Annotated in this window: 17 protein-coding genes and 1 tRNA gene; 14 read left to right on the forward strand and 4 right to left on the reverse strand. The window is 35.2% G+C overall.

All coding sequences use genetic code 11. The annotated features are described in order from the left end of the window. The first annotated feature begins 162 nt into the window (after window positions 1-162). From ICJ85_RS00005 to ICJ85_RS00060, 12 genes are all read left to right on the forward strand, one after another. A complete protein-coding gene (locus ICJ85_RS00005) occupies window positions 163-732 on the forward strand; it encodes an RNA polymerase sigma factor (protein WP_188221720.1) in 570 nt (189 codons plus the stop codon). A 129-nt stretch (window positions 733-861) separates the two neighbouring features. After that, a complete protein-coding gene (locus ICJ85_RS00010) occupies window positions 862-2,031 on the forward strand; it encodes a FecR family protein (protein WP_188221721.1) in 1,170 nt (389 codons plus the stop codon). Window positions 2,032-2,219: 188 nt separating this feature from the next. Beyond that, on the forward strand, window positions 2,220-5,567 hold the full coding sequence (locus tag ICJ85_RS00015) for a TonB-dependent receptor (protein WP_188221722.1): 3,348 nt from the start codon (window positions 2,220-2,222) through the stop codon (window positions 5,565-5,567). Window positions 5,568-5,579: 12 nt separating this feature from the next. Further along, window positions 5,580-7,169 (forward strand): RagB/SusD family nutrient uptake outer membrane protein, encoded by a 1,590-nt coding sequence (locus tag ICJ85_RS00020; RefSeq protein ID WP_188221723.1) that lies wholly within the window; start codon window positions 5,580-5,582, stop codon window positions 7,167-7,169. 21 nt (window positions 7,170-7,190) lie between these two features. Beyond that, window positions 7,191-9,122: a hypothetical protein gene (locus tag ICJ85_RS00025; protein ID WP_188221724.1), complete on the forward strand. Its 1,932-nt coding sequence runs from the start codon at window positions 7,191-7,193 to the stop codon at window positions 9,120-9,122. A gap of 183 nt (window positions 9,123-9,305) precedes the next feature. Then, complete coding sequence (locus ICJ85_RS00030) at window positions 9,306-12,167, forward strand: TIM-barrel domain-containing protein (protein ID WP_188221725.1); 2,862 nt, start codon at window positions 9,306-9,308, stop codon at window positions 12,165-12,167. A 51-nt stretch (window positions 12,168-12,218) separates the two neighbouring features. Further along, on the forward strand, window positions 12,219-14,468 hold the full coding sequence (locus tag ICJ85_RS00035) for a glycoside hydrolase family 3 C-terminal domain-containing protein (RefSeq protein WP_188221726.1): 2,250 nt from the start codon (window positions 12,219-12,221) through the stop codon (window positions 14,466-14,468). Between the two features lie 16 nt (window positions 14,469-14,484). Then, window positions 14,485-15,999 carry a cellulase family glycosylhydrolase gene (locus ICJ85_RS00040; RefSeq protein WP_188221727.1) on the forward strand — a complete coding sequence of 505 codons (1,515 nt, stop codon included), beginning with the start codon at window positions 14,485-14,487 and terminating at the stop codon, window positions 15,997-15,999. After that, window positions 15,999-18,089 carry a beta-galactosidase gene (locus ICJ85_RS00045; protein WP_188221728.1) on the forward strand — a complete coding sequence of 697 codons (2,091 nt, stop codon included), beginning with the start codon at window positions 15,999-16,001 and terminating at the stop codon, window positions 18,087-18,089. The genes ICJ85_RS00040 and ICJ85_RS00045 overlap by 1 nt, the downstream gene beginning before the upstream one ends. Continuing rightward, window positions 18,086-19,585, forward strand: coding sequence for an alpha-L-fucosidase (locus tag ICJ85_RS00050; RefSeq protein ID WP_188221729.1), 1,500 nt, complete (start codon window positions 18,086-18,088; stop codon window positions 19,583-19,585). The genes ICJ85_RS00045 and ICJ85_RS00050 overlap by 4 nt, the downstream gene beginning before the upstream one ends. Before the next feature lie 5 nt (window positions 19,586-19,590). Beyond that, a complete protein-coding gene (locus tag ICJ85_RS00055) occupies window positions 19,591-21,537 on the forward strand; it encodes a sialate O-acetylesterase (protein WP_188221730.1) in 1,947 nt (648 codons plus the stop codon). A gap of 432 nt (window positions 21,538-21,969) precedes the next feature. Beyond that, window positions 21,970-22,359: an SOS response-associated peptidase family protein gene (locus tag ICJ85_RS00060; protein ID WP_241739457.1), complete on the forward strand. Its 390-nt coding sequence runs from the start codon at window positions 21,970-21,972 to the stop codon at window positions 22,357-22,359. Between the two features lie 213 nt (window positions 22,360-22,572). Here the strand turns inward: ICJ85_RS00060 and ICJ85_RS00065 are convergent. Then, a tRNA-Met gene (locus ICJ85_RS00065) sits at window positions 22,573-22,646 on the reverse strand. 133 nt (window positions 22,647-22,779) lie between these two features. Here ICJ85_RS00065 and ICJ85_RS00070 point away from each other — a divergent pair. Together ICJ85_RS00070 and ICJ85_RS00075 are read left to right on the forward strand one after the other, a co-directional pair. After that, a complete protein-coding gene (locus ICJ85_RS00070; protein WP_188221731.1) occupies window positions 22,780-23,169 on the forward strand; it encodes an START-like domain-containing protein in 390 nt (129 codons plus the stop codon). A gap of 69 nt (window positions 23,170-23,238) precedes the next feature. Then, window positions 23,239-24,081, forward strand: a complete 843-nt coding sequence (locus tag ICJ85_RS00075) for an aminotransferase class IV (RefSeq protein ID WP_188221732.1) — start codon at window positions 23,239-23,241, stop codon at window positions 24,079-24,081. On the opposite strand, the gene ICJ85_RS00080 is transcribed toward ICJ85_RS00075, so the two are convergent. From ICJ85_RS00080 to fmt, 3 genes are all read right to left on the reverse strand, one after another. Continuing rightward, window positions 24,078-24,638: a YqgE/AlgH family protein gene (locus tag ICJ85_RS00080; protein WP_188221733.1), complete on the reverse strand. Its 561-nt coding sequence runs from the start codon at window positions 24,636-24,638 to the stop codon at window positions 24,078-24,080. The genes ICJ85_RS00075 and ICJ85_RS00080 overlap by 4 nt on opposite strands. A gap of 124 nt (window positions 24,639-24,762) precedes the next feature. Continuing rightward, window positions 24,763-25,035, reverse strand: a complete 273-nt coding sequence (locus ICJ85_RS00085; protein WP_188221734.1) for an HU family DNA-binding protein — start codon at window positions 25,033-25,035, stop codon at window positions 24,763-24,765. A 189-nt stretch (window positions 25,036-25,224) separates the two neighbouring features. Continuing rightward, on the reverse strand, window positions 25,225-26,172 hold the full coding sequence (gene fmt / locus ICJ85_RS00090; RefSeq protein WP_188221735.1) for a methionyl-tRNA formyltransferase: 948 nt from the start codon (window positions 26,170-26,172) through the stop codon (window positions 25,225-25,227). Between the last annotated feature and the right edge of the window lie 3 nt (window positions 26,173-26,175).

Raw genomic sequence — 26,175 nt, forward strand, 5'->3', positions numbered from 1 at the left:
TCATATTAGAGTAAGAAAGAGGGACTTTAGTCCCTCGTGTAACAAACCTATGGACTTCAAGTCCATAGTGGTTTAGTTTGTTTTCTTTATTTGTAAGTATTTTATAATATAAAACAATTATATTTACCTTACTCAATCATAAAAAAGTAAGCAATTATTATTTTGAGTCATAGCGAAAGTAATCATTCAGTCCAGTTAATTAAATCTCTTAAAAAAGGGGACAAAGATGCTTTTAAATCAATTTTCAATATTTATTTTAAACGTTTATGTGTTTTTGCTTTAAAGTATGTTGATGATCAATATACAGCTGAAGAAATTGTCGAAAATACTCTGCTTAAACTTTGGCAAAAACGATCGAAATTAGACAAGGTTGAAAACTTAAAATCGTATTTGTACACCATGGTTCGTAATGCCTGTGTAGATTATAATAAACAAGATAAAAGGTTAATACGCCTCGATATTAAAAAACACGAAAATGTTTCTTTAAACGATGCTTTCGTGGTTGAAGAAGAAACCCATGCTGCTTTATATGCTGCTTTAGAAACGCTTCCTGAAAAATGCCGAAAGGTTTTTGAGTTGTCATGTCTTGATGGTATTAAATATAAAGATATTGCAGAGGATCTTCAAATTAGTCTTAATACCGTAAAATCGCAACGGGCAAGAGCCATATCCTTATTAAAAATATATTTAAAAGATCATCCGTTTTATGCGGTTCTATTGGCTTCATTATAAATTTTTAAAAATTTTCCATTTTTTTTCCACCCGAAAATCTTTTTAAACAGTCATATTAATAAAAGGACGTGTTTAAATGTGTTATATCTTTAAAAAACAGTGTTAAATTTTAGGATATAATTATTTCTTATGAAAAAAATGCAAAATACAGAAAAGCAATATATAGCAGAATTAATATATAAATCGATAACCCATACTTTGTCGGAATCGGAACAACAGGTATTAAAAGAGTGGCTGGAAGATAAGGAACATTTTGAGCTGTATGAGAAGATAACCAATAGCGATTATATTAAAAGTAAACTGGCTATTTATCAAAAAATTGATGCCAATAAAATATACAATGGACTGGAAAAGAGGTTGATAGAAAGTGACCAAAAGGTACGTCGTTTAAAATTAAAAAAGATACTTAGGTATGCGGCTATCGTTGTAGTTTTATTAGGAATAGGAGGTGTTTATCAATCTGGATATTTTACTTCGCAACCAAAATTGGTGTTTCCGAATGAAAGTATTACCCTTCAATTGGAAAATGGAAATGTTAAAGTAATAAATGAAGATGGATCTTCGACAGTAACAAATTCCGAAGGAGAAGTTGTTGGCTCTCAAACAGGAAAACAACTGGTCTATACAGGAACAAATGAGCAGGAAAAACTTGTTTATAATACCTTAACTATACCTTATGGCAAGCGTTTCGAAATTCAATTATCAGATGGTACTATTGTTAATTTAAACGCTGGAACCTCCCTTAAATACCCTGTTAAGTTTATAAAAGGAAAACAAAGAACGGTTTTTTTAAAAGGAGAAGCCTTTTTTAATGTGGCTAAAGATAAAGATCACCCTTTTATAGTAAATTCAGAGGGTCTGGATGTACAGGTATTAGGAACACAGTTTAATATGTCGAGTTACCCCGAAGATTTAAATACAGATGTGGTGTTGGTAGAGGGCTCCGTTTATTTGTCTGCTTCGAAAGATAAAAGCAACAGTGCAATTTTAGAACCAGGATTTAAGGGGTCTATTAATAAAAAATCTAAAGAAAAAATTTCAACAAAACCGGTTATCACAAGTATTTATACCGCTTGGATAGAGGGGGAGCTGGTGTTTAGGAATATTACATTTAAAGACATGTTAAAGCGCATGGAGCGTCATTATAATATCGAGATAGTAAATACTAATTCAGTGTTAAAAGAAGAAAAGTTCAATGCCAGTTTTAGAATGGAGCCGATAGAAAAAATATTGGAGTATTTTAAAATCACATATGGAATAGATTATGAAATAAAAGACAATAAAATTCTAATTAAATAAAATTATACCATGCCTATGATATAAAATATACCAAGAACTATTACCATCATTTCTTGTAAGAGAAAAGAAAAACTAAACTAATAACCACATTAAACTATTTAAGTATGAAAAAACTTCTTAGCAAAGAAAGAAGCCACCATTCTTCTTTGAGATCACTTGATTTGAAGGTGAAACTAAGTACATTATTTATGTTTTTAGTATTTTTTACCCTTCAGGCAAATAATTCATATTCACAAAAAACGAAGTTATCTCTCGCGTTAAACGATGTAACCGTAAGTCGGTTAATTGATGAGATTGAAAGTACCAGTGAATTTAGATTTGTATATAAAATTAATGCAGTAAACCTGACCAGAAATATTTCTATTCATGTAAAAAAACAATCGATTGCATCTATTTTAGATCAGGTTTTTGCTGAAACAGAAACAGCATATAATATTGTTGATCGACAAATTTTTCTCATAAAAAGAGTAGAAAGTGAACCTTCTACAATATCCAAGATTTCCACCGATGTTAAGCAACAGCAAAAATTAACCGTTAAAGGAAGTATTTTAGATCTTAACGGGCAACCTTTGCCAGGAGCCAATATTTTAGAAAAAGGAACTACAAATGGAACACAATCTGATTTTGACGGTAATTTTATATTAGATGTATCTAACCGAAATGCCATTTTAACAATTTCGTATGTTGGTTTCAAGCCCAAAGAGGTTAATGTCTCAGGGCAAACCGTATTAAAAATTACTTTAGAAGAAGAAACTGCAGCTTTAGAAGAGGTTGTGTTAATAGGTTATGGTGTTCAAAAGAAAGCTTTAGTAACTGGTGCAAGTGTTCAGGTTAGTGGTGAGAATTTAGAAAAAATGAACACGGTTAATGCGCTTCAAGCTATGCAGGGGCAAACTCCAGGAGTACAGATTACCTCAACATCAGGACAGCCAGGAGAAAGCTTAAATGTTGTAATTAGAGGGGTTGGTTCTACTGCAGGAAGCACACCACTTTATGTTGTTGATGGTATTTTAACAGGTGATATATCGTATTTAAACAACTCTGATATAGAGTCAATATCTGTACTAAAAGATGCGGCCTCGGCAGCCATTTATGGATCTCAGGCCTCAAACGGGGTTATCTTAGTTTCTACAAAAAAAGGGAAAAGAGGTTCTGCAGCACAGCTTACTTTTGATCAGTTTTATGGATTACAGTCTGTGGCAAGAAAAATAGATTTATTAAATGCCAAAGAGTATGCCGTAATGTTAAATGAAGCTGCTGTAAATTCAGGTAAGAATCCTTATTTTACAAATGATGAAATAGCAAATTTGAGAGAAGGAACCAATTGGATGGATGAGATGTTTGTCGATAATGCGGTGACTCAAAATTATTCGTTAGGGGTTTCAGGAGGAACCGAAGCTTCGGTGTATTCCGGTTCGCTTTCATATTTAGGACAGGAAGGTGTTGTTGGTGGTAAAGATTTATCAAACTACGAACGATATAACTTCAGATTTAATTCAGAACATAAGCTTTATAATGATGTATTAACGGTTGGTGAAAATTTAAGTTTTGCCTACATCAATCAAAATGGTATTAGTGTAGGAAATCAATATAATAACGCTTTAAGAAGCGCTTTTAGAGTTAGTCCTTTACTGCCAATGTATGATGATAATGGTAATTATTACAATACATTTAATGATACAGACCCTTGGTTAAATGGATCTTCTAATCCATATGCGGAAATGATTTACAATAACCAGAATGAAAGTAATAACCAAAAGCTTTTAGGTAATGTATATCTGCAAATTGAACCAATTAAAAATTTAACTTTTAAAACAACTTTAGGCTTAGATTATTACGCAGGGGAAGGACATTCTTATAGTCCCATATATGAATTATCCATCTATTCTTTTAGAAGACAAAATGGAACTTCCCAAAGCATGAATAAAGGAAAGTCACTTACCTGGGATAATTTGCTAACCTATAAATTCGACGTTGCCGAAAATCATCATTTTGAAACCATGGTGGGATCATCTTCCATAAATTATGATGGTACTTATATTAGTGGTTCTAACGTAGATAATGTGTTTAGTGGATTAAATAATGCCTGGTTAGATAATACAACCAATAAATTAGGTGCGCCTTTAATGAGTCTTGGAGGTGGAAAATCTGAAAATAAAAGAATGTCTTATTTTGGAAGATTAAATTATAACTTTAGAGACAAATACCTGCTTAATGCGACTTTTAGAGCAGACGGATCTTCAAATTTTCATCCAGACAATCAATGGGGGTATTTCCCATCAGTTTCCGGAGGTTGGGTGGTATCCAATGAGGAATTTTTAAGTAACTCCAATGCTGTTAATTTCCTGAAGTTGAGAGTAAGCTGGGGACAAGTAGGGAACCAGAATGTTGGAGCTTTTCAATATTTAGCCCCAATAAAAACCGATAATACCAACTATATTTTTGGTGGTGAAGAAGGTGTATTAACACCGGGAGCTTACCCCAATAGATTGCCAAACCCTGATTTAAAATGGGAAACATCTGAACAAATAAACATTGGTTTTGATGCGCGTTTTTTCAATAATAATTTGAGTTTAAATTTTGATTGGTATGAAAAAACGAATAAAGATTGGTTGATTTTGGCACCAATTTTAGCAACTGCGGGAGCCGATGCCCCTTACATTAATGGAGGAAATGTAATAAATACTGGTGTAGAGTTAGCTTTGAGTTATCAAAATCGCATAGGTGATTTTAACTATACTATTGCTGCCAATGGAGCTTATAACAAAAACGAAGTGGGTAAAATACCAACAGCAGATGGTATTATTCACGGATTAAGCAATGAGTTATATGATAATTCACAGGAGTTTTATCGTGCCCAAGATGGGTATCCATTAGGATATTTCTGGGGATATAAAACGGCTGGAGTTTTTCAAAATCAAGAAGAAATAAACAATAGTCTACAACCTAATGCAGCACCAGGAGATATTATCTATGCAGATGTTAATGGAGATAATATTATAAACAGTGAAGATAAAACCGAGATTGGAGACCCAAATCCAGATTTTACATATGGATTTACGTTTTCAGGAAATTATGGGGCTTTTGATTTTTCGTTGACAGCAAACGGCGTTGCAGGAAATCAAATCGTGCAATCGTATAGAAACCCTGGAGCTTTTGGAAATTACACTTCAGCAATTTTACAACGATGGACAGGTGAAGGATCTTCTAACACCATGCCTAGAGTTACCGAAGATGGAAGGAACTTTAGTCAGTTTTCAGATTTATATGTCCAGGATGGCGATTTCTTAAGATTATCTAATTTAACTTTCGGTCTTGATCTAGCAAAAATTAAACAAAGTAATAAGTTTTTTGCAAAGGAATTCAGAATTTATTTTTCAGCTTTAAACTTATACACATTTACTAAGTATGATGGAATGGATCCTGAAATAGGGTTTGGTTCTTCCGATAGTACCCAAAGCTTTTCTTCGGGGGTTGATGTCGGGTATTACCCAAGACCGCGAACCTTTATGATGGGATTAAATGTTAAACTTTAAAAACTAGAAAAGATGAAAAATTTATATTTATACATATTAGGTTTAGGAGTTTTAACTTTAGGATCATGTAGTTTAGACACCGAGCCGTATACAGAACAAACCGATACCACATTTTATTTAAATATTAATGATGCCAAATCGGCTTTAGTAGGTTGTTATGATGGTCTACAGGTAGTTTCCGGCGCATCCGGACTAGGCGTTCCGGTGGCTAGTGAAGTAATGTCCGACAACTGTTTTGGAGGAACTGGTAATGCCGATGGTTACAACTATGCAGCTATCGATGAGTTTGATATTAGTCGAGCACCGTCTTATGTCGATTTATACAATAGCAACTGGATTAATTATTATAAAGCCTTATATCGATGCAACGTGTTTTTATCTAAAATGGACCAAATTAATTGGGAAGGCGATGAGGCTTTAAGAAACACTTATGAGTCTGAAGTTCGATACATACGTGCTTATTTATATTTCGAAATGGTTAGACTTTGGGGGAACATTCCATTAATAACTGTGCCTACAACAGAAAATGTTCCTCAGGCGAATCCAGATGAAGTATATACAGTAATTGCCGAAGATTTATCGTTTGCTGCAGAGAATTTACCATCCGATGCCTATACTTCAGTTGAAACTGGTAGAGTTACTAAATGGGCTGCAAAATCGTTATTAGCGCGTGTGTTTTTATACTATACAGGATATTATAGCGCAACAGATTTGGTGGGAGTAGTTACAAAATCTCAGGCTTTAGCTCATGTTGAAGATGTTATTTCTTCCAGTGGTCATGATTTGGTTAGTGATTTTTCAACGCTTTGGCCAGCTGCATCAGTGGAGAACTTTGCAGGAGAAGATAACAAGGAGGTTGTTTTTTCAATTCGTTACACCTATACGAGTGATTATAATGGAAATACCGATGGAAATCACTGGTTAGTTATGTTTGGTATGCGTGAGTTTACTTGGTTGCCTTATGGTAGTGGTTGGGGTATTACAGTAAATCCTAAATTATGGAATGCTTACGATGAAAACGATACTAGAAGAACGGCAAGTATAATTAGTATTGAGGATGAAGAAATTCCGTTTGATAAAATTGATAATCAGCGTGAATATACGGGGTATTATAATAAAAAGTATACACCAATGTCTATGGTAGATGAAGATGGTAATGTGGTATCTTCCGTTAACCAATATGGAGTGAGTGATTTTCAAATTAATCAATATCAGGATTATGTAGTGATGCGTTATGCCGATGTTCTTTTAATGGCTGCCGAATTAGGAAGCTCTAATGCTCAGGCCTATTTCGATAAAGTAAGACAACGTGCTTATCAATCTAACTTTGTGTCAAAAACAGTTACTCAAGCTAATATTTTAGAAGAGCGCTATTTAGAGTTCGCTTTAGAAGGTGTTAGATACTGGGATTTATTAAGACAAGGGGTTAGCACCGCAGCAGCGACTATTGCAGAGTCTACAACACTTTTAAGTGGTGGAGTAGAAGAAACTAAAAATATTTCTGCAAGTAATATTGAAAAAACCAAAGGATTACAGCAAATACCTAACACACAAATAACACTGTCTAGTGGTGTTTTAAATCAAAATACAGGCTGGGAATAATAACTAAACTAATTATTAAAGATGAAAAAAAATAAAATATTTATAGCTTTAATGTTGATGTTGGGTATTGCTTACCTAGCTTCATCTTGTGAGCCGGAAACCTATTCTTTAGGTAAGTTGCCTGATAAATCTGAAATAAAATTTGAAATTTCTCAGGATTTTTCAGTAGATCCAGGAGGTAACACTGTAAACATGACGAATCTTACTGATGGTGTTACTCTTACCTGGGATTACGGTACAGGAAGATCTAGTAAAAAGGAAGAAACAGTAAAATATGCGTTTAAAGGCGATTATACTATTAAAATAACGGCAGTAACCGCTGGAGGTTTGGTAGAGTTAGATCCTGTAACCGTTACAGTAACCGATGATAATTTAAATTATGTAAATGATCCTTTATGGAATCTACTTTCTGGAGGCGTAGGTAATTCTAAGACTTGGCTTTTAGATTTGGATGCGGATGGAGTGTCTAAATACTTTGCTGGCCCCATGTATTTTTATGGTACAGATAATGGCTGGTTAGAAGGTGGCGACGAAGGTTGTTATGGAGATGATTGTTGGAATTGGAGTCCAGACTGGAATGGAAATGAGTGGATTGCTGCTCAGGGAGATTATGGTACCATGACGTTTAGTTTAGACGGCGGCCCGTTTTTAACTACAAATCATTTAATGATGCCAGGTTATGGAGAAGAATCTGGAACATACTTTTTAGATGTTGATGCAAAGACACTCTCAACAACAGATGCAACTATATTACATACTAACGAAAACGATGCCTGTGTAGATAATTGGGGAAGTATGAAGTTATTTTCAATTACAGAAAACACCTTACAATTAGGAGTTTTAAGAAAAGACAGTTGTGATGGAGCAGCAATTTTAGTCTTCAACTTTATTTCTAAAGATTATAATGATAACTGGGTACCTGAAAATGTGCCAGATCCAACACCAGATATTGATTTAAATGGAGGTACAGTAGATGATTTATTATCTACAACAACAACCACAACAAAAACCTGGTATTTAAGCCCAGATAGTCCTTTCGATTGGACTGACTTAAACGGAACGTTGTTAAATGGTTGGCAAACTGCTGCCGATTACGAGGCTGCCGGTTGGCCAGGGTATACTTCTGCAGATCAGTCAACAGTAATAAACAATAAAATTACGTTTTCTAACGATGGTACTGTAACAACAATTGATAGTAATGGAACAGAAATGTCTGGAACTTATACAACAGATCAATCAACTAATATAATTTCCTTTGAAGGTATAACACCTTATTTCCCAATAGGCGAATCTTGGGCAACTGTAGGGACCACATCAGAAAATCAATGGAAAATTGTTAAAACCGCTACTGCAGGTTCTGTAGTGACCGATATTTGGTTTGGTAAACGAGATGAGTCTGGTAAAGATGAGTATATGGTATTCCATTTTGTTTTAGATTCTGGAGATACAGATCCTGATGCCGAAATAAAGTCAATTTTAACCAGTAACACCTGGGTATTAGATTCTAATAGAACTTACGATGTAGCAACCAGTTACGGTGCTTTGCAAGGGCCTACAATTTATTCCGATTTTGCAACCTGGGCCTGGAATCCATTACCAGGAGAACAGTATGCAGCCGGAGATGTAGGGGTTGATTATGGTGACATGACGTTTAATGCCGATGGCACTATGGTTGTTAACCAGTGGGCAGATACGGGATCTATGGTGCAGTTAACAGGAAACTGGAGCGTAACAGATGGCGAATTAACCATAACAGCCGAAATGTTGCACCCATGGTCAGCAACTCATGAGGTAAACGGAAGCCTTGTTGGTGACAATTATGTCGCAGACTGGACGGCAATTAGAACCTTTAAAATTGAAACTGGAGCTTTGTTACTCCAAGCAAATAGAGATCCTGCCGGGTCTGGAGAAGATGCCTTTTGGATTACCTGGGTATTTGTTCCTAAATCATAAAATTAAAATCCGGGGATGTGCTGTTGGTAAATCCCCGGATAATCTAAAAATACATTTATCTAGTAACAGTATGAAGCGAATTAAATAAATCTTATAAGGTTTGTTTACAGGATTCCGTTGCATTTTTTGTACTAAAAATAGAGAGTGTATTAAAGTAAATGCTACCAAATGAAATGTTCAAAAATGAAAATATTCTATCAGTTATTTCTTGTTGTATTCTTAATATATTCTTGTGAAAATAAAAGTTATAATCAGGGCGAAAATGGAATTGTTATAAATTTAAATAGTCCAGATACACAAGTTAAAAAGTTAAGGTTACACGTATTAGGAGAGGAGTTAATCCATATCTCGGCAACCCCAGAAAATGAATTTCCTAAGGATTCCAGTTTAATAATTGTTCCGGAACAAAAAACAGCCCCCTTTTCTGTTAAAGAACATCAGGATTCTATTGTTTTAAAAACCGATAAACTTCATGTCTGGGTCTCTAAAGCGGATGGCGGGATATGTTTTAAAAATAAAGATGAAAAGGTTATTTTGTCTGAAGCTGTTGGAGGTGGAAAGACGTTTACTCCAGTTGAGGTGGAAGGAACAAAAGGTCAAACCGTGCGTCAGATTTTTGAGTCACCAGACGACGAAGCTTTTTATGGCCTTGGTCAGCACCAGTCTGATGAGTTTAATTATAAAGACAAAAGCGAAGAGTTATTTCAATATAACACCAAAGTATCGGTTCCTTTTGTCGTGTCAAATAAAAATTATGGTTTGCTTTGGGATAGTTATTCGCTAAGTCGATTTGGTGATAGCCGTCCTTATCAGCAATTAAACGACGTATTTAAACTCTATGATAAATATGGAGAATCAGGCGGATTAACAGGAACATATGCCTCACCAGAAATTCAGAATGAGATCGTAAGAACAGAGCCTTCAATCTTTTTTGAGGATCAGAAAAGCATCAAGAATTTACCACAAGGTATTCCTTTAAAAAATGCTAGTGTGGTTTATGAAGGCGATATAGAAGCTTCAGAAACAGGCGAATTCAAATTCATATTATATTATGCTGGATATATAAAGGTTTTTGTAAATAATCTATTGGTTGTGCCAGAACGCTGGCGAACAGCGTGGAATCCTAATGCTTATAAATTCAATATTAATTTAAACGAAGGAGAGCGTGTGCCTTTGCGCATAGAATGGAAGCCTAACGGAGGAACTTCGTATTGCGGATTACGTGTTAGAACACCGCAGCCGGAATCAGAATTAGGGAAACAGGTATGGTGGAGTGAAATGAATAAGGCTTTAAACTATTATTTTGTTCATGGCAATAATTTAGATGAGGTTATAAAAGGTTACCGAACCCTTACAGGAAAGTCTCCAATTATGCCTAAATGGGCCATGGGGTATTGGCAAAGTCGTGAACGTTATAAAACAGAAGATGAAATTTTAGGAGTATTAAAGGAATTTAGAGAACGCGAAATACCTATCGATAATATTGTTTTAGATTGGAACCATTGGGAAGAAGACCAGTGGGGAAGTCATGAATTTGATAAAGCACGTTTTCCAGATCCTAAAGCAATGGTCGATTCCATTCATGCTATGCATGGTAAGATGATGATTTCTGTTTGGCCTAAATTTTATCAAAACACAGAACATTTTAAAGAGTTCGATGAAAAAGGTTGGATGTATCAGCAAGCCATTAAAGATAGCATTCGAGATTGGGTAGGTCCTGGCTATATAGGGTCATTTTATGATGCTTATTCTTCTGGAGCCAGAAAATTGTTTTGGAATCAAATTTATGAGCACTATTACCCATTAAATATTGACGCATGGTGGATGGACGCCAGCGAACCTAACGTACTTGATTGCACAGATATGGATTATCGCAAGTCTTTACAAGGACCTACGGCATTGGGACCATCAACCGAGTATTTCAATACATACGCTTTAATGAATGCTGAAGCAATTTATAATGGGCAAAGAGATGTGGCTCCAAACAAACGAGTTTTTCTATTAACGAGATCTGGATTTGCCGGATTACAACGATACTCAACAGCCACCTGGAGTGGAGATATTGCAACACGCTGGGAAGATATGAAAGCTCAAATTGCGGCAGGGCTTAACTTTTCTGTAAGTGGTATTCCTTACTGGACTATGGATATAGGAGGGTTTTGTGTTGAAGATCGTTATGTGGCTGCTCAGGTTGAATATTATAATAATGAACATGAAAATGCTGATTATATGGAGTGGCGCGAGTTAAATACCCGTTGGTATCAATTTGGAGCTTTTACGCCGCTATTTAGAGCGCATGGGCAATTTCCATTTCGTGAAGTCTGGAACATTGCTCCAAAAGGACATCCTGCATATGAATCAATCGTGTATTATACCAACTTAAGATATCGATTAATGCCTTATATATACTCTTTGGCAGGGAAGACTTATTTCGATGATTATACCATTATGCGTCCGTTAGTAATGGATTTTTCAAGTGATATCAAGGTAGAAAATATTAGCGATCAATTTATGTTTGGGTCTTCTATAATGGTTTGCCCTATATATCAATATGAAGCCAGAAACAGACATGTATATTTTCCTAATACAACGAATTGGTATAATTTTTATACAGGAGCCTATGTTCAGGGAGGTCAACAATTAAATGTTGAAGCTCCTTACGAGCATATTCCTTTATTTATTCCTGAAGGCGCGATAATTCCTGTGGGGCCGGAGATTCAGTATACCGATGAAAAACCTGCAGAAACCATTACGTTGTTTGTTTACAAAGGTAAAGACGGACAATTTGAATTGTACGAAGATGAAGGCGTGAATTATAATTATGAAAAGGACGCATATGCAAACATTTCATTTAGCTATAATGAAGCTGAAGAGACCTTAACTATAGGAGCAAGGCAAGGAACTTTTGAAGGTATGTTGAAAAACAGAACATTTATTGTTGTTCCAGTGAGTAAAGAAGTACCAAAACCTTTTCAGATCGATGCTCAGGGAATAACGGTTAACTATAATGGAGAATCTCAGATTATTTCATTAAAAAACAACTAAACCAAATTACTAAAGAAGTCTCTTAGAGGCTTTAATCTAAACTAATGACAAATGAAAAAGCATGTAATTTACATGTCGGTTTTATCTGCGTTTTTGTCTGCTGCATCATGCCAGCACAAAGAAAAGCAAACCGAATCCAATAAATTAGCAGAAAAGGTAGAGGTTACCTACCAAGGTGTGCCTATAACCAATGTGTATGATTCTAAAATTGATAGTCTTATTGCAGAGATGACTATTGAAGAAAAAGCAGGTATGCTGCATGGTAATAGCATGTTTGCAACCAAAGCTATTGAGCGTTTAGGAATTCCCGAATTAACCATGGCTGATGGGCCTTTAGGGGTAAGAGAAGAAATTTCCAGAGACTCTTGGGCTGCTGCAGGATGGGAAAACGATTTTGCAACTTATTACCCTGCTGGTGGTGGACTGGCTGCTACCTGGAATACCGAATTATCGTATTTGTTTGGAACTAGTGTAGGAGAGGAGGCTATAGCTAGGGATAAAGATGTTTTACTGTCTCCTGCCATCAATATTATCAGGACGCCTTTAGGAGGAAGAACTTACGAGTATTTTACTGAAGATCCGTTTTTAAATAAGAAATTAACCGTGCCTTTTATTGTGGGGGTTCAGGAGAACGATGTAGCTGTTTGCGTGAAGCATTTTGCAGCAAATAATCAGGAAACCCATAGAGATTATGTAGATGTTCAAATTGATGAAAGAGCACTTCGTGAAATTTACCTTCCCGCCTTTAAAGCTGCTGTACAAGAAGCGCAGGCCTATAGTTTTATGGGAGCTTATAATAAATTCAGAGGTGAGTATCTATGTGAAAACGGTTATATGCTAAACAATGTGTTGCGTGATGAATGGGGCTTTAAAGGTATTGTTATTTCCGATTGGGCAGCAGTTCACGATACTAAAAAATCTATAGAAAACGGATTAGATGTTGAAATGGGCACACCCAAGCCTTTCGACGAATTCTTTTACGCCGATGCCTTGATAGAAAAAGTAAAATCTGGTGTTATAGCTGAAGCCGATGTCGATGTACATGTAAAACGTGTTTTACAACTCATGTTTAGTTTAAAAAGTATAGACGATGCTGGTCGTGCAAAAGGAAGTATCAATACAGAAGATCATTTTCAGGATGCATACAAAATAGCAGCCGAATCGGTAGTGTTGCTTAAAAATGAGAACAATCAATTGCCAATAAAACTAGACGGTGTTAAAAGTATTGCGGTTATTGGTAACAATGCTAAAAAGAAAAATGCTTTGGGCGGATTTGGAGCTGGTGTGAAAACCAAACGTGAAGTCACACCTCTTGAAGGATTACAAAACCGATTACCAGAATCGGTAACCATTAATTATGCCGAGGGGTATTTAGAGCGTTATTCTAACGATGAAAAGGCAAAACTAGGCGATATTACACTTAATGGGCCTGTAACTATTGATAAGCTGGAACCCGATATGTTAGAAGCAGCTATAAAGGCCGCTAAAAGCTCTGATGTGGCCATTATTTTCGCCGGATCAAACAGAGATTATGAAACAGAAGCATCAGACAGAGCGAGTTTAAAATTACCCTTTGGTCAGGAGGAACTTATCGAAAAAGTTCTTGAGGTTAACCCGAATACTATTGTAGTTATTATAGCAGGAGCACCTTTCGATATTCAAAATATCAGTCAAAAATCATCAGCGCTAATCTGGAGCTGGTTCAACGGATCGGAAGGCGGTAATGCTCTTGCCGATGTGATTTTAGGAACCGTAAATCCATCGGGTAAATTACCTTGGACCATGCCTAAAAAACTTGAAGACTCACCGGCACATGCCACACATAGTTTTCCTGGCGACAAGTCGGTTAATTATACCGAAGGGATTTTGGTTGGATACCGCTGGTTCGATACTAAAAATGTGGCGCCATTATATCCTTTTGGCTATGGGTTATCATACTCTAAATTTGAGTTTTCAGATTTAAAAACTGACAAGTCAGTATATAAATCAGATGAGTTGATTCAAGTTTCTTTCAATGTTAAAAATACCGGTGATTTTGATGGTAAAGAGGTCGCTCAGTTATATGTTAGGGACCCTGAATCTTATGTTGATAAGGCCGCCAAAGAACTAAAAGGTTTTAAAAAGGTCTTTATAAAATCTGGAGAAGTTCAGCAAGTATCCACTCAGCTTCCAGTTAAAGAATTAGCCTATTATAATGAGGTTAAAAAGAGTTGGTTGGTTGAACCAGGAGAGTATGTAATTAAGTTAGGGAATTCTTCTAGAAATATTGAGGCCGAAGTAATTATAGAGGTAAAAGATTAGGTTAATAGTTTAATTTATGAAATCTAAAAATTATATTTTAAAAAGTTTTATGGCTTTATTTCTTATAGGAATTTGGTCATGTAGCAGCGATAACGACCCTGTTGAGGTAGTCGAAGAAAAACCTGTAGAAAAAACATTAGTAGTTAATGTTAGTGAAATTGATTTTGAAAATACAGAAGGTTATTTTGAGTTATCTATTGATACGAATATAGATTCCTGGGTAATTAGTACCTCAGGAACCAGTTGGTTGTCATTAGATAAAACAACTGGAAGTTCAGGCGTATCAACGGTAACTATTTCTACTGAAAATAATTCAAGTATAGCTGCACGCTCTGCAATAATAACGGTTAATGCCAATGGCATTTCAGCTGTAAAAATTACAGTGAATCAAAAAGGGGCATTTTCAAGTAATGGTATTTATCCGGATTATAATTTAAATCCTATTCCTGCTGATCCCACTGGTATGTCCAGTACAGCTCAGGAAATAGCAGCAAAAATTTCATTAGGTTGGAATTTAGGAAACACTTTGGAAGCTACCGGAGGCGAAACTGCCTGGGGAAATCCCATGGTCACTAAAGAGTTAATTACCTCTGTAAAAGCAAATGAATTTAATGCGATTAGAATACCATGCTCTTGGAATCAATATTTGGAAGATGAAACAAATGCCAAATTAAAAGAAAGTTGGTTAAATCGCGTAAAAGAGGTGGTGCAGTATTGTATAGACAACGATATGCATGTCATTTTAAACATCCACTGGGATGGCGGTTGGCTGGAAAACAATGTTAATGAAACCAGTAAGACAAACGTAAATGCCAAACAAAAGGCATTTTGGGAGCAGATAGCCATTCATTTAAGAGATTTTGACGAACGTTTATTGTTTGCAAGTGCTAACGAACCTAACGCAGAAGATGAAGGGCAAATGGCTGTTTTAAACAGTTATCACCAGACTTTTATTGATGCAGTGCGTTCTACAGGAGGTAAAAATGCTTATCGAACCTTGGTGGTTCAAGGGCCTTCAACTGATGTTGAAAAAACAAATACTTTAATGACTAATTTACCAGTTGATAATGTCCAAAACCGTTTGATGGTCGAAGTTCATTATTATACACCATATCAATTTGCTTTAATGACTGAAGATGCCACCTGGGGAAAGATGTTTTATTATTGGGGAGCTAATTATCATTCGTCTACTGATAACTCAAGAAATGCCAGCTGGGGAGAAGAAGCTGATTTGCAAAATTATTTTAAACTCATGAAATCTCAGTTTGTAGATAAAGGCATTCCTGTTGTTTTAGGAGAGTTTGCAGCTATTAAACGAGAGAATTTATCAGGCGAAAATTTACAGTTACACCTCAATTCCAGAGCTTATTATTTAAAATCGGTTGTGCAACAAGCCAAAGCCAATGGTTTGCTACCTTTTTATTGGGATGCCGGAAATATGGGGAATCATTCTTCGGCTTTATTCAATAGGACTAATAATACGGTTTATGATCAACAGGCTTTAGATGCTTTAAAAGATGGATTGAATTAATGAAAAGAATATTTTATGTTGTAATATGTTTTGTTATTGGTTTTGTTGCTAATGGACAGGATAGTTTAAGTTTTTTCCAAAAGGAAGATTTAATGTCTATAGGCATTTATTATTACCCTGAACATTGGAATAAGAGCGAATGGGAACGTGATATTAAGAATATCTCTGAGTTAGGTTTCGAGTTTATTCATTTGGCAGAATTCGCCTGGATTAATTTAGAACCACAGGAAGGCGTGTATACTTTTGGTTGGTTAGATGAGGTGATTGCATTAGCCGAAAAGTATCATTTAAAAGTTATTTTAGGAACGCCAACCGCTATCGCTCCGGTATGGATGGGTATTAAATATCCTGAGATATATGCTATGGGTTCAAATTACTCAAGAGGAGAGCATGGAACACGAGCCCAGCAATCATTAAGTAATCCAATTTGGAGGGCGTTTTCAGAAAAGATAATCACAAAATTAGGCGAAAAATATGGACATAATTTAACGGTAATCGGTTGGCAATTAGATAATGAACCTGAAGCAAAGGAAGATTATAGTCCGTCCTCTCAGGAAGCTTTTCGTAAATGGCTTGAAAAGAAATACGATGTAATAGAGGCATTAAATAAAGCCTGGGGAACACAATTCTGGAGTCAGACCTATAGTGATTTTAATCAAATAAAAATTCATAATGCGAATCATGTAGGGTGGTGGGGTACTAATCCACATGCACTGCTAGATTTTAAACGTTTTTCAGCAGATACTCAGGCTGATTTTTTAGATTTTCAAGCTGATGTTTTAAGACCATTAATTTCAACAAATCAGTATATAACCACCAATTATACAGCGACAACTTATGGCGCAGATCCACGCCGAACTAAAAAGCTGGATTTTAATGCGTTTACCAGCTACCCGAATAAAGGCCAGGCTAATATTGGAGATTTAGGTTTTAGATTAGGAGACCCCAAGGAACTGTCTTTTGCCTTGAGCTTTTTTAAACAACAAAATACTATTTCCGGGGTTATGGAATTACAACCAGGCTTTGTGAATTGGGGGCAAATTAATCCGTTGTTACAACCTGGAGCGTTACGTATGTGGTTGTATCATTGTTTTGGTGGTGACTTGTCTTTTGCTTGTTCTTATCGTTATCGTCAAATAAATTATGGAGCAGAGCAGTATCATAGTGGAATTACCACCTTAGATGGGGTGAGTTTGTCGCAAGGAGGAAAGGAATATAAGCAGGTTATTCAGGAAATGAAATTATTGAAAAAAGCTTATAATCCATCGGCTAAAATGCCTGAAGTATTAAAGAAACGAAAAACGGCTATGCTCTGGAGTTTCGATAACCGCTGGAGTTTAGATAGACAAGCACAAACCAGTCAATGGAATACTTTAGGCTTTTTTCAGAAGTATTTAGAAATAGTTAAATCCTTCGGTGCACCTGCTGATATACTTTATGAAAATGACGATTTAAGTGATTATACCATTGTTATAGCGCCTGCTTTTGAATTGGTAGATGATGAAATTATTGAGAAATGGACTAACTACGTAAAGCAAGGAGGTAATTTAGTACTAACTGCCAGAACAGGGGTTAAAGATAAAAACGGGCATTTATTTCAATCGGGTTACGGGGCAAAAATGTATCCATTAATAGATGCTGAAATAGAATATTTCGATCATTTGCTACCAAATATGAAGGGTACAATTAATGCTAATGGTGAAACATATTTCTGGAATAATTGGGCTGACTTAATTGATGCAAAGCATTCAGAAAATGTGCTAGCAACTTATACCAATCAGTTTTATGCAGGTAAAGCAGCAGTTGTATCTAATAGCATTGGTAAAGGCACAGTAACTTATATTGGTGTAGATACTGATGATGCTAAGCTGGAAAAGGACATTCTACAATCGGTTTATCAAAAAACTGGCGCTTCTATTGAAAATTATCCGGAAGGTATTTATGTACAATGGCGAGATGGTTTTTGGGTAGCGGTAAATTATTCGTCTGAAGATTATAAGTTAACAATACCTGCAAATTCAGAAATTATTATAGGAACAACCATTTTAAAACCTGGAGGTGCAACGGTTTGGAAAGAAAAAATAAAATGAAAAAAATAATAGTCACATTAGGTCTCATAATATTTATATGGGGCTGTAAGGAAAAGGCAACCAAAGTCGAAATTACTAATAATAAATACGAAGCAGATTGGGAATCTTTATCTAATTACAAGGAAGCGGCCGAATGGTTTAAAGACGCCAAATTTGGTATTTATGCCCATTGGGGTGTTATGTCGGTGCCGGCTTACGCCAACGACTGGTATGCCCGAAATATGCATATTGAAGGGAGTAATGAGTATAAGCACCATGTAGAAACTTATGGCAAACCTTCTGAGTTTGGATATCACGATTTTGTGCCCATGTTTAAAGCCGAGAATTTTGATGCCGAGGCCTGGGCAGACTTGTTTAAAAAGTCGGGAGCAAAGTTTGCGGGTCTGGTTGCAGAACATCACGATGGTTGGTCTAACTGGGGAAGTAAAATAAATCCATGGAATGCAGTTGATATGGGGCCAAAACGCGACGTGTATGGCGAATTGGCTAAGGCTATTCATGAGCGCGACATGAAACTGGTGGCTTCTTTTCATATAGCCAGAAATCTTCAGATATTTAAAGAGCAACCACAAAAATGGTTAAATGATACTTCTTATTTTCCATATAATCCTAAAATGCCAACATCTTCAGAAGATCCTTTATTTGCTAAAATGTACGGCAATATTTCAAAAGATAAATTCAGAGAAGATTGGCTGGGTCAGTTAAAAGAAGTTATTGATAATTATAGTCCGGATTTAATTTATTTTGATAGCCAGACACAAAAAATTCCGGAGTCTTATAAAAAAGCATTTGCAGCTTATTATTTTAATGATGCCGACAAGAAAAATAAAGAAGTAGTATTTACACATAAAGAAGGAGAGTTCCCGAAATCGGTGAGTTTGGAGGATTTTGAAAAAGGAAGAATGAACCGAATCACAGAAGAATTTTGGCTAACAGACGAAACAGTATCGTTGGGAAGTTGGAGCTATACAGAGAATTTAGCTTTAAAAACAACAGCCGAGATTATTCATGTATTAGTTGATGTGGTTAGTAAAAATGGCGCTTTAATGCTTAACGTTTCCCCAAAAGCCAATGGAATTATTCCTGAAAATCAGCAAAACATTCTATTAGAAATAGGCGAGTGGTTAAATGTTAATGGCGAGGCTATTTATGAAACGCGTCCTTGGAAGGTTTTTGGCGAAGGTCCAACCAAACAAGAGAAATCAGGCATGTTTTTAGATAAAATTACCTATACGGCGCAAGATGTGCGTTATACTAAAAAAGGAAATACTATTTATGCGATTGTTTTAGGATGGCCAGGGGAGCATGTGCCTGTAACTTTAAATTCTTTTACAAGCGACATATTAGGAAAACAAGTGCCAAATGTAGATAAGCTTTCTATTTTGGGTTACCAGAAAGATGTCGTGTTTAATCAGGATGACACCGGACTGCATTTTAAAACACCTCGTGAAATTATTGATAACAGATCATTTGTCGTGAAAATTGAAATAAAGTAAAAACCATGAAAACTATTTTATCATTTTTAATTTTATGTTTAAGCATTACTGTGGGTGGGCAGGTTAAATTACCAAAATTGTTCACAAATGGCATGGTAATGCAACGTAATAAACCTATACCGGTATGGGGGTGGGCAAAACCTCATGAGGCTATAAAGGTAGTTTTTAAAAATCAGGTTTTAAAAACAAAGGCAGATAGGAACGGGAATTGGAGTGTAGTTTTAAAAGATCAGGAAGCGGGAGGGCCTTTTAAAATGATTATAGAAGGTAAAAACCAGATCGAGTTAACAGATATTTTAATTGGAGAAGTCTGGATTTGTAGCGGACAATCTAATATGGAGTGGCCGGTAAGTCAAGCTGATAATTTTTATGCAGAACAAAAAAATTGTAATTACCCGGAAATCAGGCAGTTTTTGGTAGAAAAGGCTATGAGTGGGCAACCAAAAAAAACTTTAACAGGCGGTAATTGGCAAATATGTAATAAAAATACGGTAGGCGACTTTACCGCAGTAGGTTACTTTTTTGCAAAGCAATTATATAAAAAATTAAAAATTCCAATCGGGATTATTAATACGTCATGGGGTGGTACCTGTGTTGAAACCTGGACAAGTAGAGAGGCTTTTCAGGGAAGTCCAGAGTTTAAAAATATGATTTCACAAATGCCCAATGTGAATATCGATTCTCTGCAAGAACAACAAAAAAAGAAGGTTTACCGCCGTATAGAACAAGTTCAAGGAAATAAAATTGAAGCGTCTCATCAAAATGAATTTAAAAAAATAAGTTTTAATGATTCTGATTGGCCAGAAATTTATGCCCCTAAACTATGGGAGCAACAGGACTTAGGAGATCTTGATGGCGTTGTCTGGATGCGTAAATCTTTCAATATTTCTAAGGAGGATGCTGGTAAGCCGGCCGTATTGGAATTAGCCAAAATAGACGATCAGGATACTACTTATATTAATGGGGAACAAGTAGGAACTACCAAGCGCTATGACGAGAATCGTGTGTATAAAATTAAAGAGCATATATTAAAAGAAGGTCTAAATGTTATTTCTATTAAAATATTCGATTATGCGGGTGGTGGTGGAATATGGGGAGAGGCTTCAGATTTAAAATTGAATGTAGGTCAAACTGAAATTTCTCTCTCAGGGAATTGGAAATACCAGGTAACAGATGTGAAAAGTTCAGTATCGCCAAATTCATACCCGTCTTTGTTATTCAATGCCATGGTTAATCCATTAATACCCTATGCTTGTCAAGGTGTACTTTGGTATCAGGGAGAAGCCAATGTTAATCGTGCAGTACAATACAAAAAGGCATTTCCTCTAATGATTGCAGATTGGCGTAAACATTGGAATATGGGAGATTTTCCATTTTATTTTGTCCAATTATCGACTTTTGATGAATTTGGAGGTAATAGCAATGAAGGTAGTAAATGGGCGGAGTTAAGAGAGGCTCAAAATTATACTAAAGATCATGTTACAAATACCGATATGGCTGTAACTATAGATATAGGAAATCCTAAAGATATACATCCTACAAATAAACAAGAGGTAGGGAAGCGGCTAGCTGCGATGGCATTAAACGATATTTATCAAGAAAAAATAGTAAGCCGTGGTCCTGCATTTAAGTCTATGGAAATTGATAACAACAAGGCAATCCTGACATTTAATAATATAGGAACAGGATTAAAAGCTTCAGATAAATATGGTTATTTAAAAGGTTTTGAAATAGCAGATTCAGATGAGGTTTTTTATTATGCGCAAGCATATATTGAAGAGAATAAAGTAATTGTATATTCAAAAGACGTTATAAATCCTCAGGCTGTTCGCTACGGATGGGCAGATGATGCTGGAGATTGTAATCTCTATAATAATGAAGGTTTTCCTGCTTTACCATTTAGAACTGATAATTGGAAGATATTAACAGAAGATGAGATTTATAGATTTTAAGATTCTTTTTATTCAATTCAATATTTAAAAAGTTAATTTCTGATTTAAAGTGATTATTAAACAAACTTTTAATTGATTCAGCTATCTTTTGTAACTTTATTACAATCAAAACTTTGTAGATGTGTTTCCATACGGCTCAACTCAAAAAAGTTAAGGATTTAGAACGCAAGTATACGTTAAAATTAGTGATGAAAACTGGGAGAAATACTTTGATGAACCCAGATACCATTTAAATGGTTTTTCGCATCCTAATATGTTAGTTATTCCGCAGCAAAGATCTGATGTTCTAGCGCCAGGTGTTTGGGGCATAGTTCCAAGTTATAAAACCCCAGATGACATTAACCGTATTATAAAGAAGCTGTTAAGTTTGGAGCTGGATTAAATGCACAATCCTTAAAGCTTTTTAGTCATTTTATGTATCGTGAATGTTTAATGACACAGCGATGTATTATTCCTGTTAATGGCTTTTTTGAAACACATGAACACAACAATAAAAAGTACACTTTCTACATTAAACAAAAGGAAGATAAAGGTTTGGCTTTAGCTGGTATATATACCGTTATTGGTAAATATATCACCTTTAGTATCTTAACTAAAAAGGCCTCACAGCTATTTGAAAAGGTACATAATCTTAAAAAGAGACAACCTGTTATTCTAAGATCAGACAATGTAGACAACCGGCTTTATGAAAGTCTTAATGAAGAAGATGTAAAAGAATTGGTTAATCTTAATTTTCGTGAAGAACAATTGGATGCCTTCCATGCGTTCTTCTTTGGTTTTGTATTTATTGACATCGCCATAGAAAGGTGTAACACGTTTTGATTTTCCTGTTTTTGGATTTCGAAATGAAAAATAAACGTACCAACGTTTACTTAAATCACCTTTTGTGGTGTAAATTTTAGGAGCTGTGAAATTCTTTTTTTGGGACAAATCGTATGCAGTTTCGTATGCAAATGTAAAGATTTGTTTAGATGTAAACATAAAAAAACGGTTTAACTTTTGTTAAACCGTTAATTGTGAATTGATTACATTTTGTAGCGAGAGCGGGGCACGATCCCGCGACCTCCGGGTTATGAATCCGACGCTCTAACCAACTGAGCTACCTCGCCGTTTTGTGGGTGCAAATATAGAAACATTATTCATTCACACAAACACAAAATGAAAAAAAATATTATTAAAAAATATTATCACAGGTCTTAATTAATGTATATATTGGGCTAAATAATTTTTTAATAGTACTTTATGGATGATAAAATTAAATTTGAAATAGAATTCTCAATACACGCTTCCCCTCAATTATTATTCCAATACATCTCTACACCCTCTGGTTTATCAGAATGGTTCTCTGACAATGTAAATTCTCGTGGTGAATTATTTACTTTTATTTGGGATGGTAGTGAAGAAAAAGCGAAGCTACTTAGTAAAAAAAGTGGTGAGCGTGTAAAATTCAGATGGCTGAACGACGAAGAGGACACAACATCTTATTTTGAAATTAAAATTCAAGTAGATGAAATTACTAAAGATGTATCTTTAATCGTAACCGATTTCGCCGAAGAAGATGAGGTTGACGAAGCAAAAATGCTTTGGGATAATCAAATTTCCAGTTTAAAGCAGGTATTAGGATCTGCATAGTCACTAAATAATATATTTCAATTATATTTGTGCCCTGTTCTCTAAAAAAAGAGGACAGGGTATTTTTTTATGACAAATTACAACGGAAATATTTTAGCAGAAACCAATATTCTTTCAACACAAAACAGAGGTTATGCTTACGGCGATGCGCTTTTTGAAACTATTAAAGCTTCACACGGGAAATTACTGTTTTGGGAAGATCATTATTTCAGATTAATGGCATCTATGCGTATTATGCGTATGGAAATTCCGATGAGTTTCACAATGGAATTTCTTGAAGAACAAATACAGAACACGTTAAAAGCAAATCATCTGACCGACGCTTCAGCTAGAGTAAAATTAACGGTTCATAGAAATGAAGGAGGTCTGTATTTACCGCAAACCAACGCTGTAGGATTTAATATTTCAGTTAAACCATTGGAAAATGATTTTTATGAGCTGAATGATGGTTTTTATGAAGTGGATTTGTTTAAAGATTATTACGTGTCGCCAAGTTTACTTTCTACATTAAAAACCAACAATAAAGCGTTGCATGTAGTTGGAAGTATTTATTCCAAAGAGAACAATTTAAATAATTGTTTAATTTTAAATACCAATAAACATGTGGTTGAAGCACTTAATGGAAATGTATTTTTAGTAAAGGGAAATACCATTAAAACGCCACCGCTTAGCGACGGCTGTTTGAAAGGTGTAATGCGCAAACAGATTATAGATACTGTAAAGACTTTAGAAGATTATGAATTAGTTGAAGAATCTGTATCACCATTTGAACTTCAAAAATCTGATGAAATTTTTATTACTAATGTAATTTCAGGAATTATACCGGTATCAAAATACCGCAAGAAAACGTTTGTCAATGAAGTAGCTAAAACAATTTTACAGAAATTAAACGTAAAAATCAGGTTAAGCTAATTGTAGTTTGGATTTTCTGGAGCGTTAGACCAAATGCTGTATTCATCTCCAAATTCCAACATTTTTTCTTTCCAGAATGATTCGTAATCTTTACCTATAATTTCATTTTTGTAAACATTCTCAGTAACCAACCAGGAATTCGATTTTAATTCGTCGTCCAATTGGTGAGCTGCCCATCCCGAATAGCCAAGAAAAAATCGTATTTCGTCTTCTTTTATACTGTTTGATGAAATTAATTCGGCGACTTTGGTAAAATCTCCACCCCAATAGATACCCAGTGATATTTCAACACTATCGGGAATTAAATCGGGAATTCTATGTATAAAATACAGGTTATCCTGTTCTACAGGTCCGCCATTGTAGACTCTAAAATTAGCCTCTACTTCTGGCACCAAGTCGTTGATACTGTAGTCTAAAGGTTTATTTAAAATAAACCCCACAGACCCTTCCTGAGAGTGTTCTGCTAATAACACAATAGATCGATTGAAAGAAACGTCGCCAATTATAGCAGGTTCAGCGATTAACAGATTTCCTTTTTTTGGTTGGATTGTAATCATACTATCGATGAATTAGTAATTTAAATCTAACATTTATTTATTAAAAATGCAACACTTTAGGTTTATATATAAAAAATGCCTTCAAATTTTGAAGGCATTTTCAATATTAATGTTGTAATTCTAATTAGTTTACTGCGTCTGATAAATCTGAACCAGCTTTAAACTTTACAATGTTTTTAGCTTTGATTTTGATAGTCTCTCCAGTTTGTGGGTTTCTACCTTCTCTAGCTGCTCTTTTCGAAACTGACCAAGAACCAAATCCTACTAAAGAAACTCTGTTACCTTTTTGTAAAGCTCCTTCAATTTCAATTAGTGCACATTCTAAAGCCTTTTTTGCTGCAGCCTTAGTAATTCCAGCATGTTCTGCCATCGCATCGATTAAATCTGTTTTGTTCATAATGTAAAATTTAATTATTAATAAATTGGTTAAACGTTTGTGTTAAATCCTACTACAAATTTATACGGATATCTCAATAATGCAAGTAATAGCAAGGGAAATGCCAAGTTTTGTTGATAACTTCTGTCATTTGTTAATAACAAAGATGTTTTTCGTCGATGTTTTCGAAATATCAGTATTAACAGGGCTTTACAGCATTTTAGCATTTGAATGAAACTCATAACCATTTAAAAGTGCTTTTACATCCATAGCGCGTTTACCTGGCAATTTAATCTCCTTTATATTAAGGTATCCATCTTGTACAGCTACTTTTAATTCTTTTTTCGAAGCGACCACATCTCCTAAATTATAATTATGATCTGCCTGTTCTTTGCTTGAAGCGTAAATTTTCACATCTAAATGCTCTTCGCCATTAACTAAAGTACACCAAGCTCCAGGATACGGACTTAGTCCACGAATTAAGTTATAAATATCATTCATCGGTGCTTCCCAATTAATTTTACAGTTGTCCCGATTTAATTTATAGGCTGTTTTAATCTCTGCGGTATCCTGCTGTGGTGTCGTTGTAACATCTTCGGTTGCTATTAACTTTACTGTTTTTAAAACCAAAGCGCTACCAATTGTCATTAACTTATCATGAAGGCTTCCAACATTTTCTTCGGGATCTATATCAATAGATTCTTGCATGATCATGTCGCCAGTATCGATATCTTCATTAATAAAGAAGGTAGAAACTCCTGTTGTGGTTTCACCATTTATAATAGCCCAGTTTATTGGTGCCGCCCCTCGGTAATTAGGCAATAATGATGCATGAAGATTAAATGTCCCATATTCAGGCATTTGCCAAACCGCTTTTGGTAACATTCTAAATGCAACAACGACTTGTAAATTCGCCTCTAATGCTTTTAATTCATTTAAAAAATCTTCATTTTTTAAATTGGTAGGCTGTAAAACGTTCAAGTTTTGCGAAACTGCATATTGTTTTACTGCACTTTCATGAAGCTTTCTACCACGACCAGCTGGTTTATCAGGCGCGGTAATAACACCTACTATATTATAGTTGTTTTCTACTAAAGTTTTTAAAGTATCCACCGCAAAATCGGGAGTACCCATAAATACAATTCGTAAATCTTTCATTGT

Source organism: Aestuariibaculum marinum (assembly GCF_014596975.1).
Classification (GTDB): domain Bacteria; phylum Bacteroidota; class Bacteroidia; order Flavobacteriales; family Flavobacteriaceae; genus Aestuariibaculum; species Aestuariibaculum marinum.